At 70.7% G+C, this 12,981-nt stretch carries 12 protein-coding genes and 1 pseudogene; 6 read left to right on the top strand and 7 right to left on the bottom strand.

The window, feature by feature from the left end; translation table 11 throughout:
• Positions 1–45: 45 nt before the first annotated feature.
• Positions 46–315: pseudogene (locus B0I29_RS06810) on the top strand (ArsR/SmtB family transcription factor); the annotation flags it as partial.
• Positions 316–424: 109 nt separating this feature from the next.
• On the opposite strand, the gene B0I29_RS06805 reads toward B0I29_RS06810, so the two are convergent.
• Entirely contained in the window at positions 425–1,420 is a 996-nt protein-coding gene (locus B0I29_RS06805) for a sulfotransferase family protein (protein WP_111647955.1), read from the bottom strand.
• An 85-nt stretch (positions 1,421–1,505) separates the two neighbouring features.
• On the opposite strand from B0I29_RS06805, the gene B0I29_RS06800 reads away from it, so the two are divergent.
• Positions 1,506–1,853, top strand: a complete 348-nt coding sequence (locus B0I29_RS06800) for an MmcQ/YjbR family DNA-binding protein (protein WP_111647954.1) — start codon at positions 1,506–1,508, stop codon at positions 1,851–1,853.
• A gap of 402 nt (positions 1,854–2,255) precedes the next feature.
• Here B0I29_RS06800 and B0I29_RS06795 read toward each other — a convergent pair whose 3' ends face one another.
• The 5 genes from B0I29_RS06795 to B0I29_RS06775 all read right to left on the bottom strand — a co-directional run bounded on the left by B0I29_RS06795 (position 2,256) and on the right by B0I29_RS06775 (position 7,229).
• Positions 2,256–3,044: an ABC transporter ATP-binding protein gene (locus B0I29_RS06795; protein ID WP_111647953.1), complete on the bottom strand. Its 789-nt coding sequence runs from the start codon at positions 3,042–3,044 to the stop codon at positions 2,256–2,258.
• Entirely contained in the window at positions 3,041–4,087 is a 1,047-nt protein-coding gene (locus tag B0I29_RS06790; RefSeq protein WP_111647952.1) for a FecCD family ABC transporter permease, read from the bottom strand. Before B0I29_RS06790 ends, B0I29_RS06795 begins: the two co-directional genes overlap by 4 nt.
• Complete coding sequence (locus B0I29_RS06785; protein ID WP_111647951.1) at positions 4,084–5,109, bottom strand: FecCD family ABC transporter permease; 1,026 nt, start codon at positions 5,107–5,109, stop codon at positions 4,084–4,086. The genes B0I29_RS06790 and B0I29_RS06785 overlap by 4 nt, the downstream gene beginning before the upstream one ends.
• The gene (locus tag B0I29_RS06780) at positions 5,109–6,107 is read right to left on the bottom strand and encodes an ABC transporter substrate-binding protein (RefSeq protein ID WP_221402286.1); all 999 of its coding nucleotides are present in this window, start codon (positions 6,105–6,107) and stop codon (positions 5,109–5,111) included. Before B0I29_RS06780 ends, B0I29_RS06785 begins: the two co-directional genes overlap by 1 nt.
• Positions 6,108–6,188: 81 nt before the next feature.
• A complete protein-coding gene (locus B0I29_RS06775; protein ID WP_111648055.1) occupies positions 6,189–7,229 on the bottom strand; it encodes an ABC transporter substrate-binding protein in 1,041 nt (346 codons plus the stop codon).
• Between the two features lie 249 nt (positions 7,230–7,478).
• On the opposite strand from B0I29_RS06775, the gene B0I29_RS06770 reads away from it, so the two are divergent.
• The 4 genes from B0I29_RS06770 to B0I29_RS06755 are packed head-to-tail and all read left to right on the top strand — an operon-like array spanning position 7,479 to position 11,920.
• Positions 7,479–8,417, top strand: coding sequence for a FecCD family ABC transporter permease (locus tag B0I29_RS06770; protein ID WP_181557721.1), 939 nt, complete (start codon positions 7,479–7,481; stop codon positions 8,415–8,417).
• On the top strand, positions 8,414–9,442 hold the full coding sequence (locus B0I29_RS06765; protein WP_111647950.1) for a FecCD family ABC transporter permease: 1,029 nt from the start codon (positions 8,414–8,416) through the stop codon (positions 9,440–9,442). Before B0I29_RS06770 ends, B0I29_RS06765 begins: the two co-directional genes overlap by 4 nt.
• Before the next feature lie 48 nt (positions 9,443–9,490).
• Positions 9,491–10,273: an ABC transporter ATP-binding protein gene (locus B0I29_RS06760; protein ID WP_220091292.1), complete on the top strand. Its 783-nt coding sequence runs from the start codon at positions 9,491–9,493 to the stop codon at positions 10,271–10,273.
• A 39-nt stretch (positions 10,274–10,312) separates the two neighbouring features.
• Positions 10,313–11,920: a methyl-accepting chemotaxis protein gene (locus tag B0I29_RS06755; protein WP_111647948.1), complete on the top strand. Its 1,608-nt coding sequence runs from the start codon at positions 10,313–10,315 to the stop codon at positions 11,918–11,920.
• Positions 11,921–11,925: 5 nt separating this feature from the next.
• Here B0I29_RS06755 and B0I29_RS06750 read toward each other — a convergent pair whose 3' ends face one another.
• Positions 11,926–12,972, bottom strand: coding sequence for an Ldh family oxidoreductase (locus tag B0I29_RS06750; protein WP_111647947.1), 1,047 nt, complete (start codon positions 12,970–12,972; stop codon positions 11,926–11,928).
• Positions 12,973–12,981 lie beyond the last annotated feature (9 nt).

Raw genomic sequence — 12,981 nt, 5'->3', positions numbered from 1 at the left:
ACCGGTTGTAAGGGGCCGGTGCCCGGTCTTATCCGAGGTTCATTCGTGCATGGGTTCGACGTACTCGGGGATCCGGTCCGGCGCCGGATCCTCGAGCTGCTCGCCGCCGGTGAGCAGACCTCCGGTGCCGTGACCGCCGCGATCCGGGCGGAGTTCGGCATCAGCCAGCCGGCCGTGTCCCAGCACCTGCGGGTGCTGCGCGACAACGGCTTCGCCACCGTACGCCCGGACGGCGCCCGCCGCCTCTACGCGGTCGACGACACCGCGCTGCGCGAGATCGACGCCTGGCTGGACCGCTTCCGGAGCGCGTGGGCGCCGGTTCCGCGCTAGACCGGGCTCGGCGGGCTCGGCGGGCTGGCCGGCTTAACGTCAGGGCTGCCGGCTGTCGCGCACGGCGACCGTGACGTCAAGCCGGCTCGGTGGGTCAGTGGTCGGCGGACTCCAGGCGGGCCGGCAGGGCTGGGCCGCGGCGGCGGCTGCGCAGGCTGCCCCGGACGTCGTCGGCTCGCAGGCGGGCCGGTCCCAGCCGATCCCGCACCGCCAGCCACGTGCGCGTGGCCCGCGCCCGGCTGCTCCGGTGCGCCGCCGCCGACACCTGATAACCCAGTCGGGTCAGCCGGTCGCCGAACACCGCCTCGCACAGCTCGATCTCCTCGGCCGTGAGTCGCGTCTGCCAGCTCGCCACCCGGGCCGTGGTCACCTCGGAGTGGGTCAGCGAGTGCCACGTCTTGTACTCCGGCACGGCCACCGGGGCCAGCTTGGACGGGCGGGCCATCGCCGGGTCGTACTCCTCGCCGAGGAAGGCGCAGATCGACTGCAGGTGCGGCGCCGGGTCGGAGACCAGATCCTCGTACCGCACCTGGTGGTAGACGTCGGCCGGATAGAGCCGGGCGGCCCGCATCGAGGCGTCGGCGGAACGGGCGTACGTGTCGACGAGCTTGCCGAAGTCGGTCGGGCGCCACGGCGTCTCCTTGAGGGAGGCGACGCAGTCCCGGCCGTCACGCAGGATGTTGATGATCTGCGCGTCCGGGAACAACCGGAGGATGATCGGCAGGTTCCGCAGGTAGGACGGCCGCTTGTCACCCCAACGAGGCTTGCCGAAGCGTTGCGCGTACAGCTTGAAGATCGTCCCGAAGGCCGAGCCGAGCGTGGCCGGCGCCGCGACGACGGCCTCGACCACCGCTGGTCCTTCGAGACCGAGGTCGTCGAAGTGCGGAGACGCGACGATCCACTCCGCCAGCGCCCGCCTCTGTGCGGGGCTGCTGAGGTCGCCGTACTCGTGGCGGCGCTCGTAGGCCGGCAGCAGGAACCGGTTCTCCGGCGGCAGCGCGATCCGCGGGTGGGCGTGCAGCATCAGCTGAAGCATCGTCGTGCCGGAGCGGGGACATCCGACGACGAAGATCGGGCGGTCACTGGACATGACTTAGACCGTAAAATAGTTTTTGTCCCTTTTGCAAAGAAAGTCGTATCTATATGGAGTCGGTGGGATGTGGTAAACCGGCCTCATGAACGCTTCTGACCTGTTGAGACACTGCCTCGCGAAGCCCGGAGCCTGGCAGGACGAGCCCTGGGAAGGTGACGTAGTCGTCAAGGTGGGCAGCAGGATTTTCGCGTTTCTGGGTGATGTGCAGGCCGGTCACACCGTCGGAGTGAAGTGCGGCAAGGGCCGGGACGCGGCTGATGAGTGGATTTCGCGTTACCCCGACGACGCGGCGGCGAGCGCGTATATCGGGCGGCACGGGTGGAACACTCTGCGCTTCGGCGGCGCGATCGGAGACGACGAGATCCTCGAGGCCGTCGACGCGTCCTACGAGACGGTGGTGGCGGCGTTGCCCAAGAAAGACCGTCCCTAGAGGCCGACGCCCGCTTCAGCGGCAAGATCGGCTCAAGCCGTTCCGTGTGCGTTCAGCAACGCTATAGCCGGGCCGGGAGGCCAGAGACGGGTTGCGTGGCCGCTCGTCAGCGTTGGGCGGTTCTTCGGTGTGCGCGCATCCCCGCTGGGCGGCTCTTCCGTGCGACCCCGTCCCGGAAGACGGGCAACCGCTGGTCACGCCGACTGCTCGTTGCGAGGTGCCGTTCGGACAGATCTTGTGCGGTTTGGGCGTCCGGTCGACCGCAAACGCACGAGTTTCCGGGACGGCCGTCCGTGGCGTGTCGATTTCGGGTGGTCCGCCCTCCGCGACGACCTGGCGCGGCGAGCAGCGCCGGGCAGCGCGGCGAGCAGCGAGCAGCGGCGGGCAGCGCGGCGTGGCTGGTTACGTCTCTCTGGGTACGGGGATGACCAAGGGTGTTCCCGTCGCCGGGTCCGGGACGACCATCGCCTTGAGGTCGAATACCTCGTCGAGCAGCTCCGGCGTGAGCACCTCCTCCGGCGTGCCGGTCGCGACGATGCGGCCGTCCTTCATGGCGACCAGCACGTCGGCGTAGCGGGCCGCGAGCGAGAGGTCGTGCAGGACCATCACGACGGTCCGCTGTTTCTCCCGGTGCAGACGGCGGATCAGGTCGAGCACGTCGATCTGGTGGGCCAGGTCGAGGAACGTGGTCGGTTCGTCGAGCAGCAGCAGGTCGGTGCCCTGGGCGAGGGCCATGCTGATCCAGGCGCGCTGCCGCTGGCCGCCGGAGAGGGCGTCGACCGGGCGGGAGGCGAATTCCAGCATGCCGGTCCAGCTCAGCGCGTCGGCGACCAGTTCCTCGTCGTCGCTGGACCACTGGCGGAACCAGGTCTGGTGCGGGTGCCGTCCGCGCATCACCAGGTCGGCGACGGTGAGGCCGTCCGGGGCGCTCGGCGACTGCGGGAGGACACCGAGAATCCGTGCGACGTCGCGGGTGGGCATCTTGTCGATCCGTACCCCGTCGAGCAGCACCTCTCCCCCGCCGGGACGCAGCAGCCGGCCGAGGGCGCGGAGCACGGTGGACTTGCCGCAGCCGTTCGGCCCGATGATCGCGGTGATCCGCCCGTCCGTCACGGATATATCCAGATTTTTCGTGACTTCGACGTCGCCATAGGAAAGGGTCAGATCCGATCCGCGCAACCGGTCGTTCATCCGCTGATCCTTCGGGAGCGTCGCAACAACAACCACAGCAGATAAGGAGTGCCGACCATCGCCGTGAGCAGGCCGACCGGCAGCTCCTCGGGCGCGACGACGATCCGGGCGAGCAGGTCACAGCCGACCACGAGGAACGCCCCGAGCACCGCGGACGCGACCAGCGGTGGCCGGCTGCCGCCGCAGAGTCGCAGGGCGATCTGCGGTACCACGAACGCGACGAACTCGATCGGCCCGGCGGCGGCGACCGCTGCGGCAGCAAGGGCGGCCGCGACCACGACGACGGCCAACTGTGCGCCTTGGAGGCGCAGACCGAGCCCGCGGGCGGTGTCGTCGCCGAACTGGAGCACGCGCAGCGCGATCGAGACGGCGACGGCGGCGGGCAGGAGCACGACCAGGGCGACCGCGAGAGGGCGTACGTGTGACCAGTCCCGCCCGGCGAGGGATCCGCTGAGCCAGATGCTGGCCCGGGACACGTCGGCCACGTCGGCGCGCAGCAGCAGCCACGAGGTGATGCCGGCAAGCAGCTGCCCGGCGCCGAGCCCGATCAGCACGAGCCGATAGCCGTCGATGCCCTGCCGCCAGGCGAGCAGATAGATGGCGGCGGCGCTGAGCAGCGCGCCGGCCAGCGCGGCGATCGGGATGAGCCCCACGCCGAGGACGATGGCGGCGACCGCGCCGACCGACGCGCCGTAGGTCACGCCGAGCACGTCCGGGCTGGCCAGGGGGTTGCGGGCGAAGGTCTGGGTGAGTGCTCCGGCGACCGCGAGGGCCGCGCCGGCGAGCAGGCCGCAGAGCACCCGGGGCAGCCGCAGGTTGAGCAGGATGTGCCGCTCGATGCGGGTGCCGCCGCCGGTGACGACCTGCCAGACGGTCTCCGGGCTGATCGGGAAGTCGCCGTGCCCGACGGCCACGACTCCGGCCGCGACGGTGGCAGCGAGCGCGAGCAGGGTGACCGCGACGGTCCGCAGCGGAATGGCGGCGGAGACCGGCCCGGCCCGGAGAACCCGCCGCCCGGGAAGCACCAGCAAGGGAGAGCTCACAGCCTCACCATCCGGATCCGGCGGACCAGCCAGATGAAGAAGGGCGCGCCGACGAACGCCAGCACGATCCCGGTCTGCAACTCGGCCGGGCTCGCGATCAGCCGCCCGGCCACGTCCGCGATCAGCACCAGGCTGACACCGAGCAGCGCGGCGAACGGAACGAGCCATCGGTGATCAGGACCGGTCAGGACCCGCGCGATGTGCGGCACGATCAGCCCGGCGAACGCGAGCGGGCCGACCGCGGCGGTGGCGGCGCCGGCCAGCAGCACGATGGCGGTCACGCCGAGGGTCCGGGCGACCACGATGTTCTGCCCGAGCGCGCGGGCCACGTCCTCGCCGAGGCCGAGCGCGTTCAGCGCCGGCGCGTTGATCGCCGCGACGATCAGCCCGGCCACGATGAACGGCAGCACCGCCCAGGCGGTCGCGTAATCGCGGCCGGCCAGCGAGCCGACCACCCAGAACCGGAACACCGACAGCGTGTCCGGGTCGTTGATCAGAATCGACGAGGTGAACGACGCGAACAGCGCGCTGAGCGCCATCCCGGCCAGCGCGAGCGTGACCGGTGTCGGCCCGCCGGCGCCGGCCGCGCCGAGCGAGAAGACCAGGACGCTCGCGACGAGCGCGCCGGCGAACGCGAACCACACGTACCCATGGAAGTCGTTGATCTTGAAAATCGAGATGGCGAGCACCACCGCGAGGCTCGCTCCCGCGGAAACCCCGAGCAACCCGGGGTCGGCGATCGGGTTGCGCGTGTGCCCCTGCATCAATGCGCCTGCGGCGCCAAGAGCCAACCCCACCAAAACCCCGAGGACGGTACGCGGACCGCGCAGCTCCCGTACCACCGCGGTGGCGTCGGAGCCGTCCGGGTGAACAAGGGCCTGCCACACCTCGGCCGGATGCAGGGCCTGCGCGCCGAGACCGAGGCTGAGCAGCACCGCGACCGCCGCGAGCAGCAGCAACGCGCCCAGCCCGACGAGCCGGGACCCTCGCCCGGTGCGGGTGAGTGTCCCGGCTGCCGTCATCAGGCCCCGGCCGCCTTCGCGACGTCCGGAACCGTGTTGTCGATGAAGAACGGCACCGAGAGCGGGCTCGGGTTGCGCAGCGCCATGAACGCGTCGGTGCCGACGGCCACGTACTTGCCGCCCTTGACCGCGTTCAGGTTCTTGAACAGGGTGTTCGACTCCAGCGCTGTCTTGAGCTGCGGCTCGGTGCAGTAGACCAGCACCACGTCGGCGTCGATCGTAGCGATCTTCTCGAGGCTCAGGGTGACCGCGAAGTCCTCACCGGGCAGGGCGGCGACCGCGGGGGCCAGCTTCATGCCGAGGTCGGCGAAGGCCTTCACGGTGACGTCCTTGTCGGAGCGCAGCACGCCGATGGTGCCGGCCTCGTACACCTGGGAGATGGTGAAGGTCTTGCCGGCCAGCTGCGGGTACTGGGTCTTCACCGCGTCCGACTTGGCCTGCACCTGCGCGATGATCTGCTCGCCCTGCTCGGACTTGCCGAGCAGCTTGGCGACCTGACGCAGCGTGGTCTGCCACGGGTCCTCGAACGGCCCGGTCTCGTACGCGGTGGTCGGCACGAGCGGCGAGAGCGCCTTGTACTCGTTGTCGATGTAGTAGTCGCCGCCGGCCAGCACCAGGTCGGGGTTGAGCGCGGCGATCTCTTCCGGGTCGACGCCGTTCTCGCCCTGGACCAGCTGCTTCGGGCTGCCGGTGATCATCGGCTTGGCCCACGGGCTGACGCCGCCCTCGGCGACCGACTGGTACACGCCGACCGGCTGCACGCCGAGCAGCAGCAGGGCGTCGAGGTCCGCGTCGGAGAGCGCGACGACCCGCTCGGGGGCCTTCTCCAGGGTGGTGGTGCCGAGCTTGTGGGTGATGCTGACCGGGAACGCCCCCGCGGCGGCCCCGGACGAGCCGGCTTCCGGCGTGACGGTCTCGTCGTCGGAGGAGGCGCAGGCGACGAGCGCGCCGGCGCTGAGCGTCAGGGCTATCAGAGAGGTGAGAACTCTTTTCACCATCGGACTTCGCTTTCCATCGGGGGGTCGGCAAAATCCCCGCCGATGCCGGCTGTCACCGGCATCGACGGGGATTCAGAGAAATCAGGCGAGCTTCTTGGACTTCTTGATCGCGGCGGTGAGCGCCTCGAGCAGCGGGGCGGCGCCGTTCCAGGAGTAGATCGGGACGGCCTGCCACGGGAAGACCTGGTTCGCCTTGACGGCGGGCAGCGCGGACCAGCCCGGCTTCGACGCCAGGTCGTTCGGCTGCAGGGTGCCGGTACGCGCGTCCAGGAAGATGATGTCGGCCGCGTACTTGTCGGCGTTCTCCCAGCTCAGGGACTCGTAGTAGTCACCACCGTCGGTCTTCTCCGGGATGATGATGTCGACGCCGAGCTCCTTGAAGTACATGAGGTCGGAGGACACCTTCGGGTTCGACACGTAGAAGATGTCGGCCGCGCCGGAGCCGGCGAGCACCTTGATGCCACCGCTGGCCTTGGCGGCGGCGGACAGGTCCGCGGCGGCCTTCTCGAAGCGGGCCTTGGCCTCGGTCACCTTCGGGGCGTTGAGGTCGGCGCCGAGGGAGGCGGCGAGCTCGGCGTACCGCTCGATCGGCTTGGTCAGCGGGACCCGGCCGACGGTGATCGTGGCGGTCGGCGCGAGGCCGAGGATCTTGTCCTTGCTCTCGTCCGGGATGTACCAGTACGCGCCCGGGTCGAACATGTGGGTGACGAGCAGCTCGGGGCTGAGCGCCGCGTACTTCTCGACGGAGAACTCGCCCCAGGCGTTGCCGATGATCTGGACCTTGTTGATGTCCAGGTCGCCGGCCTGGTCCTCGGCGGTGCCGTCGGCCTTCTTGGTCTCGCCGAAGACGCCGACGATCTTGTCCTGGAGGCCCAGGTCGACCAGCGCGGCGGCGGTACCCGTGAACGCGACGATCTTGCTGGGGGTCTTGTCGGCCTTCAGCTCCTTGGGCTGGTCGTCGGTGAACGACCACGGGCCGGCAGCGGCGGCGGGAGCGGAGGCGGCGGGAGACGACCCGGTCTCCTCGTTGCTGCCACAGGCGCTCAGCAGCGCGCCGATACCGGCGGCGCCGCCGGCGGCCAGCAGGCCACGACGGGACAAAGAAAGGTGGGAGTTCGACATCATCGAGTCTTTCTCATGGGTACGACCGGTCACTCGACCGCGTGAATGGTTAGGCTAACCTAACGAACCGAACGCGCGTCAACAGGATCTACCGAACCGTGACGGGAGCATCAACTGTCCACCTATGACACCCCGACGGACCAGGGGATCCGCACCACGTCACCGGCCGGTCCCGGCGACGTGGACAAACCCGGTCCCGCGCACCCGGGCAGGCGCTTCCCGGTACGCCTCACCGGCCTGCTCGTCTCGGTGATCCTGCTCGCCGTGGTGCTCGTGCTCAGCATCGGTTTCGGCGCACGGTTCCTCAGCATCGGCGAGGTCTGGGCCGGACTCACCGACCCCGCTTCGCCGTACTACCGGATCGTCCACGAGATGCGGCTTCCGCGTACCCTGCTCGGTTTGATGGTCGGTATGGCGCTCGGCCTGGCCGGCGCGATCATGCAGGCGCTGACCCGCAACCCGCTCGCCGACCCGGGTCTGCTCGGCATCAACGCCGGCGCCTCGGCCGGTGTCGCCTCGGCCGCCGTCTTCCTCGGCATCGGGTCGTTCTACGGATACATCTGGTTCGCCCTGCTCGGCGCCGCGGTCGTCACCGCCCTGGTCTACACGGTCGGTGGTGGACGGTCGGCGACCCCGGCCCGGCTCGCTCTCGCCGGAGCGGCGCTCAACGCGACGCTGTACTCCTATGTGAGCGCCACCCTGCTCTCCGACTCGCAGGCCATCGAGAAGGTCAAGTTCTGGACGGCCGGCTCGCTGGCCAGCGCGGACTTCGCCACGGTGACCCGGCTGCTGCCGTTCTTCGCGGCCGGCCTGCTGGTGGCGCTCGCGGCGGCCCGCCCGCTGAACGCGCTGTCGCTCGGTGACGACGCGGCCCGCGCCCTCGGCGCCCGGCCCGCGGTGATCCGCACCGCGGTCATCGTGGCGGTCACCCTGCTCTGCGGCGGCGCCACCGCCGCCTGCGGCCCGATCGTCTTCGTCGGCCTGCTCGTCCCGCACATGGTCCGCCCGTTCACCGGGCCGGACCTGCGCTGGCTGTTGCCGTACACCGCGGTGCTCGCGCCGGTGCTGCTGCTCGGTTCCGACGTGCTCGGCCGGATCCTCGGCAGCCCCGGCGAGCTGCAGGTCGGCACGGTCACCGCGGTCCTCGGTGGTCCCCTGTTCCTCTACCTCGTGCGAGCCGCCCGATGACCACCCTCACTCTGGAAAAAACGGTCGGCAGCCGGGTCGGCGTCCGGCCGCGTGCCGTGGTCGTCGGGGTGGTCGCCGCCCTCCTCGCCGCCGCGATCGCGGTGCTGACCCTGGGCACCGGCGAGTTCCCGATCCCGCCCGCCGACGTGGTGAAGACCCTGTTCGGTCAGGGCACCGCGGCGCAGGACTTCATCGTCAACGAGCTGCGCCTGCCCCGGGTGATCACCGCGATCCTGGTCGGCATGGCCCTGGCCGCCGGTGGCGCGGTCTTCCAGTCGCTGGTCCGCAACCCGCTGGGCAGCCCGGATGTGCTCGGCATCACGAACGGCGCGAGCACCGCCGCGCTCACCGTGGTGATCCTCGGCGGCAGCAGCACCCAGCTCTCCCTCGCCGCGGTCGCCGGCGGCCTGGGCGCGGCCGTGCTGATCCAGCTGGTCGGCGGCAAGCACGGCCTGCACGGTTACCGGTTCATCCTGGTCGGCATCGGGATGTCGGCGATCTTCACCGGCATCAGCGGTTATCTGCTGACCCGGGGCGTGCAGATGGAGAACGCCCGGGCGCTGCTCTGGCTGACCGGCAGCCTGGACGGCCGGGACTGGCAGCAGGCCGGCCCGCTGCTCGGCGTGCTGGTGCTCACGTTGCCCATCCTGCTCCTGGCCTGCGGTCCCGGCCTGCGGATCCTGGAGATGGGCGACGACTCGGCGGCCGCGCTGGGCGTACCCGTGAAGGCCTTGCGGACCACCGCGCTCTTCACCGCCACCCTGCTCGTGGCCTGCGCCGCGGCAGCGGCGGGACCGGTCGCCTTCGTCGCGCTCATCGCACCGCACCTGGCCAAGAAGATCACCAGGGCGCCCGGGCCGAACCTGGTTCCCGCCCTCGCCATGGGCGCGCTGCTGCTGGTCGGCGCCGACTGGATCGCGCAGCACACGCCCCGGGTGCTCCCGGTCGGCGTGGTGACCGGCGCCATCGGCGGCGCCTATCTGGTCTGGCTGCTCACCATGGAACGCCGGGCCGGGCGGATCTGATCAATGTCTAACTCAGGAGAGAAGATGAGTCGCCTCAGCGGTACGGGAATGACTCTGGCATATGACAAGCGGGTCATCGCCGAGGAGCTGAGCGTCGACATCCCGGACGACTCGTTCACCGTGATCATCGGCCCGAACGCGTGCGGCAAGTCCACCCTGCTGCGGGCGCTGTCCCGGCTGCTCAAGCCGGCCGCCGGCACCGTCCTGCTGGACGGCAAGGACGTGCACTCGGTGCCCACCCGGCAGGTCGCCAAGACGCTCGGCCTGCTGCCGCAGTCGTCGACCGCGCCGGACGGCATCACCGTGGCCGAGCTGGTGGCTCGCGGCCGGTACCCGCACCAGAGCCTGATCCGCCGCTGGTCGGCACAGGACGAGCAGGTGGTGACCGAGTCGATGGCCGCCACCCACGTCGGTGACCTGGCCGACCGCAACGTCGACGAGCTGTCCGGCGGCCAGCGTCAGCGGGTCTGGCTCGCCATGGCGCTCGCCCAGCAGACACCGTTGCTGCTGCTCGACGAGCCGACCACATATCTGGACATCGCGCACCAGATCGAGGTGCTCGACCTCTGCGCCGAGCTGCACGAGACCCAGGGCCGGACGCTGGTCGCGGTCCTGCACGACCTCAACCACGCCGCCCGGTACGCCACCCACCTGATCGCCATGCGCGACGGCAAGATCGCGAAGACCGGCCCGCCCGGCGAGGTGCTCACCGCCGAGCTGGTCGAGGACGTCTTCGGCCTGCCCTGCCGGGTCATCGACGACCCGGAGACCGGCACCCCGCTGGTCGTCCCGGCGGCCCGCAAACGCGCCCAGACGGCGGCGGCAGGCTGAAGCTCTCATCACCGGTGATTGTCTGACGATATAGGGGACATGCCCCCTCAAGCAGCGCCGGACAGCCCGAGCGGTAATTTCCTGACCCGGTCGTTCACGAACCTCCGGGTCAGGAACAAAATTCTCACCGCTGTGCTGCTTGTTGCGGTCGTCGTGACGGCTGCCTGTGTGCTGGCGGTCATGCGGATGGCCGACATGGATCGCCGGATGACCGAGGTGCGGACCACCAACGTCCGCAACCTGGCGTTGCTGAGCGAGATGCGCGGCGCGCAGTCGCTGCTCAACCACTATGCCGCCGCGTCGATCTCGGCCGGCGGCGACGCCACGGCCCAGGCCGCCATCGGAAAGAACCGGGCGGCCGCGATGGAGATCCTCGGCGTGGCCCTGGCGTCGTACCAGGCCCAGGCCAAGAGCGCCGCCGAAACGGCGACGCTTGCCACGTTTTCCGCCGGGTGGGAGCAGTACAGCACCGCGATGGCCAGCATCGCGGCGGGCAAGGAAGCCGACATCGACTTCGAGACCGTGGTCAGCGGCATGGACGCCAATCTCGCGGTGCTCTCCGAGGAGGCCGCGGCGACCGCCACCCAGGCCGCGCAGGCCGCGCACGACCGGTACACGTCGGCCCGCCGCGAGGTGCTCGCCACCCTCGGCGTCGGCCTGCTGATCGGTATCGGGTGCGCGCTCGCCGCCGCCCGCTCGATCACCCGCCGGCTGGACTCGGTCGCCGAGGCGATGGAGGCGGTCGCCGCCGGCGACCTGACCCGGACCGTCCCGGCGACCGGCAAGGACGAGATCGGCGCGATGGCGCGCTCGGTCAACAAGGCCACCCATTCGGTACGCGACACGGTGTCCGCCCTGGCCGACGGTGCCGCCACGCTGGCGCAGAGCTCGAAGGCCCTGTCCCAGGTCAACGCTCAGACGGTGGCCGGTTCGCAGGCGGTGTCGGAGCGGGCCGAGTCGGCGAACACCTCCGCCGAGGAGGTCTCCTTCAACCTGCAGACCGTCGCCACCGGCGCGGACGAGATGGCGCTGGCGATCCAGGAGATCGCGCAGAGCGCCAGCGCCAGCGCCGGGGTGACCATGGAGGCGGTGTCCGTGGTGGCGGAGACCACCGAGACGGTCAGCAAACTGGGCGCCAGCTCGCAGAAGATCGGCGACGTGGTCAAGGCGATCACCTCGATCGCCGAGCAGACCAACCTGCTCGCACTCAACGCGACCATCGAGGCGGCCCGGGCCGGCGAGTCCGGCAAGGGCTTCGCGGTGGTGGCCGGCGAGGTCAAGGAGCTGGCCCAGGAGACCGCGAAGGCGACCGAGGACATCTCCCAGCGCGTTCAGGCGATCCAGGCCGACACCGACAGCGCGGTCGCCGCGATCACCCGGATCGGCGAGGTCATCGCGAGGATCGACCAGTTCCAGACCACCATCGCGTCGGCGGTCGAGGAGCAGACCGCGACCACCTCGGAGATGAACCGCAACGTGGCGACCGCCGCGTCCGGCGCGGCCCGGATCGCCGAGAACATCGGGTACGTCTCCACCGCCGCCGGTCAGAGCCGGACCGCCGTGGCCTCGGGCCAGCAGGCCGCCGCCGAGCTGGCGACCCTGGCCGACGACCTGAACAACCTGGTGGGCCGCTTCCAGTACCGCTGATCTCTTTACACCGGGGCCGGGACACCCAGCTTCTCGGCGGCCACCTGGATCTCGGCCCAGACCTTCGCGGCGACCGGCACACCCTCGGCGGTGCGCCGGCCCGCGACGGCCGCGCTGCCCTCGCCCGGGTAACGGATCTCCGACTCGTCGTCCGCCCTGGTCAGCCCCTTGAGGCTGGTCAGGGTTCCGGCGACGGCCGGGCCGAACTCGTCGGCATTGCCGAAGGCTGCCGGGTCCAGCGCCAGGATCAGCGCGTTCTGCCGGTGCACCCGGCCCTGCGGGTCGTCGCTGTGGAACGAGCTGAGGATCGGCGCGCCGACCAGCACGCTGGTGAGCAGCTCGAACACCAGCGACATGCCGGCGCCCTTGACGCCGCCCAGGGGCAGCGGCATCTTCGCGAGGTTCGGGTCCGTCGTCGGGGTGCCGTCGGCCGTTGCCGCCGTACCCTCGGGAAGTTGTTTTCCGGCGTTGCGGAACTGGGCGATCTTGCCGAGCGCGATGCCGGCCGTCGCCATGTCGAGCAGCGCGGGCGGCCGGTCCGGCGCCGGGACCGCGATGGAGAGAGGGCTGGTCGCGACGGCGGCGCCCTTCACCCCGGGGTACGCCATGTTCGGCATCCCGGCGACGAAGGCGATGCCGACCAGGCCCGCGTCGGCGATCCGGGACGTGTAGTAACCGATGGCGCCGGTGTGCACGGTCCGGCGTACGCCGACCGCGCCGATGCCGCTGGCCCGTGCCCGGCTGATCGCCTCGTCGGCGGCCGCGGTGAGCGCCACCGGCCCGGGCGCCCGGTCGGCGTCGAGCACCGCGACGGCGGGGCTGGTCGAGCCGAACGCCAGAGCCGGCGCCTTGTTCGCTTCGCCGGAGTCGAGCAGCTCCAGGTAACGCGGCACCCGGGAGGCGCCGTGCGAGTCGACACCGCGCAGGCTGGCCCAGGTCAGCACGTCGGAGATGGTGGCGGCGTGCTCGGCCGAGACACCGGCGGCGGCGAACAGCGCCGTGGTGAAGGTGCGCAGCTCAGCGGCCGGCACGAGGACTTTGGGAGGCGGCATGACGGTTCC

This window comes from Actinoplanes lutulentus (assembly GCF_003259845.1).
Classification (GTDB): domain Bacteria; phylum Actinomycetota; class Actinomycetes; order Mycobacteriales; family Micromonosporaceae; genus Actinoplanes; species Actinoplanes lutulentus.
This window is presented reverse-complemented; position numbering and strand designations above follow the sequence as displayed.

Bases quoted from the DNA above. Each gene is read 5' to 3' on its own strand.
- B0I29_RS06765 (WP_111647950.1), top strand. From the start codon at position 8,414: ATGACCACCCTCACTCTGGAAAAAACGGTCGGCAGCCGGGTCGGCGTC.
- B0I29_RS06760 (WP_220091292.1), top strand. From the start codon at position 9,491: ATGACTCTGGCATATGACAAGCGGGTCATCGCCGAGGAGCTGAGCGTC.
- B0I29_RS06795 (WP_111647953.1), bottom strand. From the start codon at position 3,044: ATGAACGACCGGTTGCGCGGATCGGATCTGACCCTTTCCTATGGCGAC.
- B0I29_RS06785 (WP_111647951.1), bottom strand. From the start codon at position 5,109: ATGACGGCAGCCGGGACACTCACCCGCACCGGGCGAGGGTCCCGGCTC.
- B0I29_RS06750 (WP_111647947.1), bottom strand. From the start codon at position 12,972: ATGCCGCCTCCCAAAGTCCTCGTGCCGGCCGCTGAGCTGCGCACCTTC.
- B0I29_RS06775 (WP_111648055.1), bottom strand. From the start codon at position 7,229: ATGTCGAACTCCCACCTTTCTTTGTCCCGTCGTGGCCTGCTGGCCGCC.
- B0I29_RS06805 (WP_111647955.1), bottom strand. From the start codon at position 1,420: ATGTCCAGTGACCGCCCGATCTTCGTCGTCGGATGTCCCCGCTCCGGC.
- B0I29_RS06780 (WP_221402286.1), bottom strand. From the start codon at position 6,107: ATGGTGAAAAGAGTTCTCACCTCTCTGATAGCCCTGACGCTCAGCGCC.
- B0I29_RS06800 (WP_111647954.1), top strand. From the start codon at position 1,506: ATGAACGCTTCTGACCTGTTGAGACACTGCCTCGCGAAGCCCGGAGCC.
- B0I29_RS06755 (WP_111647948.1), top strand. From the start codon at position 10,313: ATGCCCCCTCAAGCAGCGCCGGACAGCCCGAGCGGTAATTTCCTGACC.